Annotated in this window: 7 protein-coding genes; all 7 read left to right on the forward strand. The window is 69.9% G+C overall.

Annotated elements, in window-relative coordinates; all coding sequences use genetic code 11:
- A partial coding sequence (locus NS1_RS41120; protein WP_373864390.1) for a hypothetical protein occupies positions 1–260 on the forward strand: 260 nt, incomplete at its 5' end.
- A 213-nt stretch (positions 261–473) separates the two neighbouring features.
- On the forward strand, positions 474–1,088 hold the full coding sequence (folE, locus tag NS1_RS38310) for a GTP cyclohydrolase I FolE (protein WP_056819380.1): 615 nt from the start codon (positions 474–476) through the stop codon (positions 1,086–1,088).
- Entirely contained in the window at positions 1,085–1,969 is an 885-nt protein-coding gene (folP, locus tag NS1_RS38315) for a dihydropteroate synthase (RefSeq protein WP_062992620.1), read from the forward strand. The genes folE and folP overlap by 4 nt, the downstream gene beginning before the upstream one ends.
- Positions 1,966–2,388 (forward strand): dihydroneopterin aldolase, encoded by a 423-nt coding sequence (folB, locus tag NS1_RS38320; RefSeq protein WP_062992622.1) that lies wholly within the window; start codon positions 1,966–1,968, stop codon positions 2,386–2,388. Before folP ends, folB begins: the two co-directional genes overlap by 4 nt.
- Positions 2,385–2,924: a 2-amino-4-hydroxy-6-hydroxymethyldihydropteridine diphosphokinase gene (folK, locus tag NS1_RS38325; RefSeq protein WP_062992624.1), complete on the forward strand. Its 540-nt coding sequence runs from the start codon at positions 2,385–2,387 to the stop codon at positions 2,922–2,924. Before folB ends, folK begins: the two co-directional genes overlap by 4 nt.
- Entirely contained in the window at positions 2,918–3,391 is a 474-nt protein-coding gene (locus tag NS1_RS38330; RefSeq protein ID WP_062992626.1) for a DUF3180 domain-containing protein, read from the forward strand. The genes folK and NS1_RS38330 overlap by 7 nt, the downstream gene beginning before the upstream one ends.
- A 68-nt stretch (positions 3,392–3,459) precedes the next feature.
- Positions 3,460–4,226: DUF6779 domain-containing protein (locus NS1_RS38335; RefSeq protein ID WP_062992628.1), on the forward strand; the 767-nt coding region annotated here is incomplete at its 3' end.

The raw sequence follows: 4,226 nt of genomic DNA on the forward strand, positions 1-4,226 counted from the left end.
ATTACGGTGCACCGGCGGGTTGGTCGGCTCCCGGCTGGCCGCCGCGCGACGAGCAGCAGCAGCCACCGCAGCAGCAGCCTCAGCAGCCGCAGCAGCAGCCCCAACCGTCACAGGATCAGGGCAGTGCCTGGGGTCGACCCGAGCAGCAGCCGCGGCACGCCGGCGACGGCTTCCAGCCGTGGGGCGTCCAGCCGCAGCCGCCCGCGCGTGACGCCGATCCGGAGAACAAAGACTGGGAAGGGCCGAACGGCCGCCACTGACCGGTGGCCAACTACGCTCGAACGTCGAATGCCGGACGATTACCGGCGTCGACACAGGTTCTCGGCCCGCACTCGAGGTTTTCAGCGGTGCGTCCCGGTTCGCCAGGGACGGACGTGGTGAACAGGGCCGAGAACCGCGGCGCCAGCCGCAAATATCACGGAGGTGCGGAGAAGTTGTCGGCCAACAAGCAGGATCTCGATCCGGCAGGTGAGCTGGGTGCTACGAGTCCGTCGGTGCTGACGGCGCTGGCGACCGGTTTGCCGTTCGATCAGCAGCGCGCGGAGAACGCGGTGCGTGAGCTGCTGATCGCAGTGGGTGAGGACCCGGACCGCCCCGGTCTGCTCGATACGCCCGCACGGGTGGCGCGCGCGTACCGGGAGATGTTCGCCGGGCTCTACACCGAGCCCGACGCGGTACTGGCGACCACGTTCGACGAGGGCCACCAGGAACTCGTGCTGGTCCGCGACATCCCGATGTTCTCCACCTGTGAGCATCACCTGGTCTCGTTCCACGGCGTCGCGCACGTGGGCTACATCCCCGGCTCGCACGGCCGGGTGACGGGGCTGTCGAAGCTGGCCCGCGTCGTCGACCTCTACGCCAAGCGCCCGCAGGTCCAGGAGCGGCTGACCAGCCAGATCGCCGACGCGGTGATGCGCAGGCTGGATCCGCGCGGGGCGATCGTGGTGATCGAGGCCGAGCACCTGTGCATGGCCATGAGGGGGATCCGCAAGCCGGGCGCCAGCACCACCACCTCGGCGGTGCGCGGCCAGCTGCAGACCGATGCCGCCTCGCGATCCGAGGCGCTGGACCTGATCCTTCGCAAATGAGCGAGCCACTGGTGACCGCCCGCGACCACCGTTCGTGTGTGGTCATGGGTGTGGTCAACGTGACCGCTGATTCCTTCTCCGACGGCGGTCGCTACCTCGATCCCGAACTCGCGATCGCGCACGGTGTCGAGTTGTACGAGGCAGGCGCTGACATCGTCGATGTGGGTGGTGAATCCACCAGGCCGGGCGCCGACCGCGTCGATCCCGCCGCCGAGGTCGCTCGCGTCACCCCGGTGATCCGCGGGCTGGTCGCCGCGGGCGTGCCGACCAGCGTCGACACCATGCGCGCCGAGGTCGCCGAGGCGGCGCTGGAGGCGGGCGTCTCGGTGGTCAACGACGTCTCCGGCGGCCGCGCCGACCCGAACATGGTGAAGGTCGTCGCCGAAGCCGATGTGCCGTGGATTCTCATGCACTGGCGGGCCGGCGCCGACTACCGGCACACCGGCCCCGCCGACCACTACGACGACGTGGTCGCCGAGGTCCGCGCCGAACTCGACGCCCAGGTCGAACTGGCTGTCGCCGCCGGGGTGACCCCGGACCGGCTGATCCTCGACCCCGGCCTCGGTTTCGCCAAGAACGCCGAACACAACTGGGAACTCCTGGCCGCCCTGCCGGAACTGGCGGCGGGCGGCTTCCCGATCCTGATCGGCGCCTCCCGCAAACGCTTCCTCGGCGCCCTGCTCGCCGACGATTCCGGCCCCCGGCCCCCTGACGGCCGAGAAACCGCCACCGCGACGTTGTCCGCCCTGGCCGCCACCAACGGCGCCTGGGGTGTGCGCGTCCACGACGTCCGTGCCTCCCTGGACGCCATCGCCGTCGCCGATGCCTGGCGTCGAGCCGCCGAAGCCCGTGCCATCGCCGCCCGAGGAGTCCATCGATGAACCTGCCCCTGCTGCCGCCGCCCGCAGGCAGGTCCGCGTCGTCGCGGATCGAGCTGCTCGGGCTGACCGCGTTCGGCAGGCACGGTGTGTTCGATTTCGAGCGTCGTGACGGCCAGGAGTTCGTCGTCGACCTGACGGTATGGGTCGATTTCGCCGCGGCCGCCGCGTCCGACGACCTCGCCGACACGGTCGACTACGGCGCGCTCGCCGAGCGTGCCGTTCGCATCGTGACCGGTCCGCCGCGCAATCTGATCGAGACCGTGGTCTCCGAGATCGCCGACGACGTGATGGCCGACCCGCGGATCGAGGCGGTGGAGGTGGTCGTGCACAAGCCCTCGGCGCCGATCCCGCACACGTTCGCCGACGTGCGCGTGGTGGCCACCCGGTATCGCACGGTGGTCCCCGGGTCGCGGCGATGACTCGCGCGGTGCTCTCGATCGGCTCGAATCTGGGCGATCGGCTCGCGCATCTGCGCAGCGTCCTCGACGCGCTGGGGGAGCGGGTCGTGGCGGTCTCGCCGGTGTACACCACCGCGCCGTGGGGCGGCGTCGACCAAGACGATTACCTCAATGCTGTTGTCGTAGCGGAAGACCCGGCCTTCGATGACTACGCCTGGCTGCGGTTCGGTCAGCAGCTCGAGCAGTCGGCGGGCCGAGTGCGCGAGATCCGCTGGGGCGCGCGCACCCTCGATGTCGACGTGGTCCAGTGCACCGACGACACCGGCGCCGCGATCGCCCGCGCCACCGACCCCACGCTGATCCTCCCGCACCCGCAGGCCCACAATCGGGCCTTCGTGCTCATCCCGTGGCTGGCCGTCGAACCGTCCGCGCACCTGCTCGTCGACGGCGTCGCCCAGCCGATCGCGGAGTTGCTCGCCGGACTCGACCGGTCCGAGAAGGACGGCGTGCTCGTCACCGATCTGGTGCTGCGCGACGAAAGCGCCCGCCCGTGCTGAAACCCACCCGGGTACTCGACCTCGCGCTGAACGTGGTGGTGGCCGCCGCGGTGGCCTGGGTCGCCACCCGGTTCGCCTATTCCAGCTTCCCGTCGATCTCGGTGGCCGCCGGTGCCTCGCTGCTGCCGGTCGCCGCGATCGAGGCGGCGCTCGGCTTCGCGATCAAGGCCAAGATCGCCGATGAGCAGATCGGCGACGGCTCGGGCCAGATGCACCCGATCAACGTCGCCAGGGGCGTGGCATTGGCCAAGGCGTCGTTGCAGGTGGGTTCGCTGGCCGCCGGGGTGTGGCTCGGTTTCTTGCTGTGGGTTTTCCCACAGCGCGGCACCGTGACCGCCGCCGCTGCCGATTCGCCGGGCGCGGTAGTGGGTCTGCTGGCCGGTTCGACCCTGGTTGCTGCGGCTTTGTGGCTGGAGTATTGCTGCCGGGCGCCCGAGGACCCGCACGACGACCCCGCTACTACATAGCAACTTGCGAATGGAATCACCGCCACCTTTGGTGGGCCGACCAGCCGATTCCGGCTACCCTGGCCCTCATGGTTTCACCCTCCCGCAGCACGGCGCCCCGACGACGGCGGGACGACGCGGGAAAATTCTTCGTCGGTTTCCTCATCCTGCTCGGTCTGACGGCCAGTGTTTTCCTGATCTTCAGCGAAAACGTCCAGTACGTCAGGATCGGCCTGGTAGCAGCCCTGTGGGCAGCGGTGATCGGCGCGCTCGCGGCCACCCGCTACCGCAAGGACGCGGCGGTCGACAAGGCGAAGGTGCGCGATCTGCAGACGGTGTACGAGTTGCAGCTCGAGCGTGAGATCAACGCGCGCCGTGAGTACGAGATGGGTGTCGAGGCGAGAGTGCGTGCCGAAGTCGGCGCCGACTCCTCCGAAATCGCCGCGTTGCGCGCCGAGTTGACCCTGCTGCGCCAGAATCTGCAGGTTCTCTTCGACGGCGCGCTGCCCGACGAGCAACCTGCGCTGCAGGCCGACGCGGTGCGGGTCGACGCGTTGCCCGCCGGTGGCTTCAATGCCTTCGACGAGCCCGACCACGATTTCGACGTTAGCCCCGAGGATGCCACCGCCGCCTGGTTCGGCCCGTGGCAGCAACCGCCCAGCGCACTGAAACCCGTCTTCATGCAACCGGTTTCGGCCAATTTCGCCGACCCGTACGACGACCCGGTCACCGCGGAGACCTCCGCCGTCCAGCTGGACGAGTACGCCGAAACCCAGCAGCAGGCGGCCACCCCGCCGCAGCCCGCCGCCCCGCAGCCCGCGGCGCCGACCACGTCATCGGGGAAGACGCCCCCGCC

Source organism: Nocardia salmonicida NBRC 13393, assembly GCF_001613085.1.
Classification (GTDB): Bacteria; Actinomycetota; Actinomycetes; order Mycobacteriales; family Mycobacteriaceae; genus Nocardia; species Nocardia salmonicida.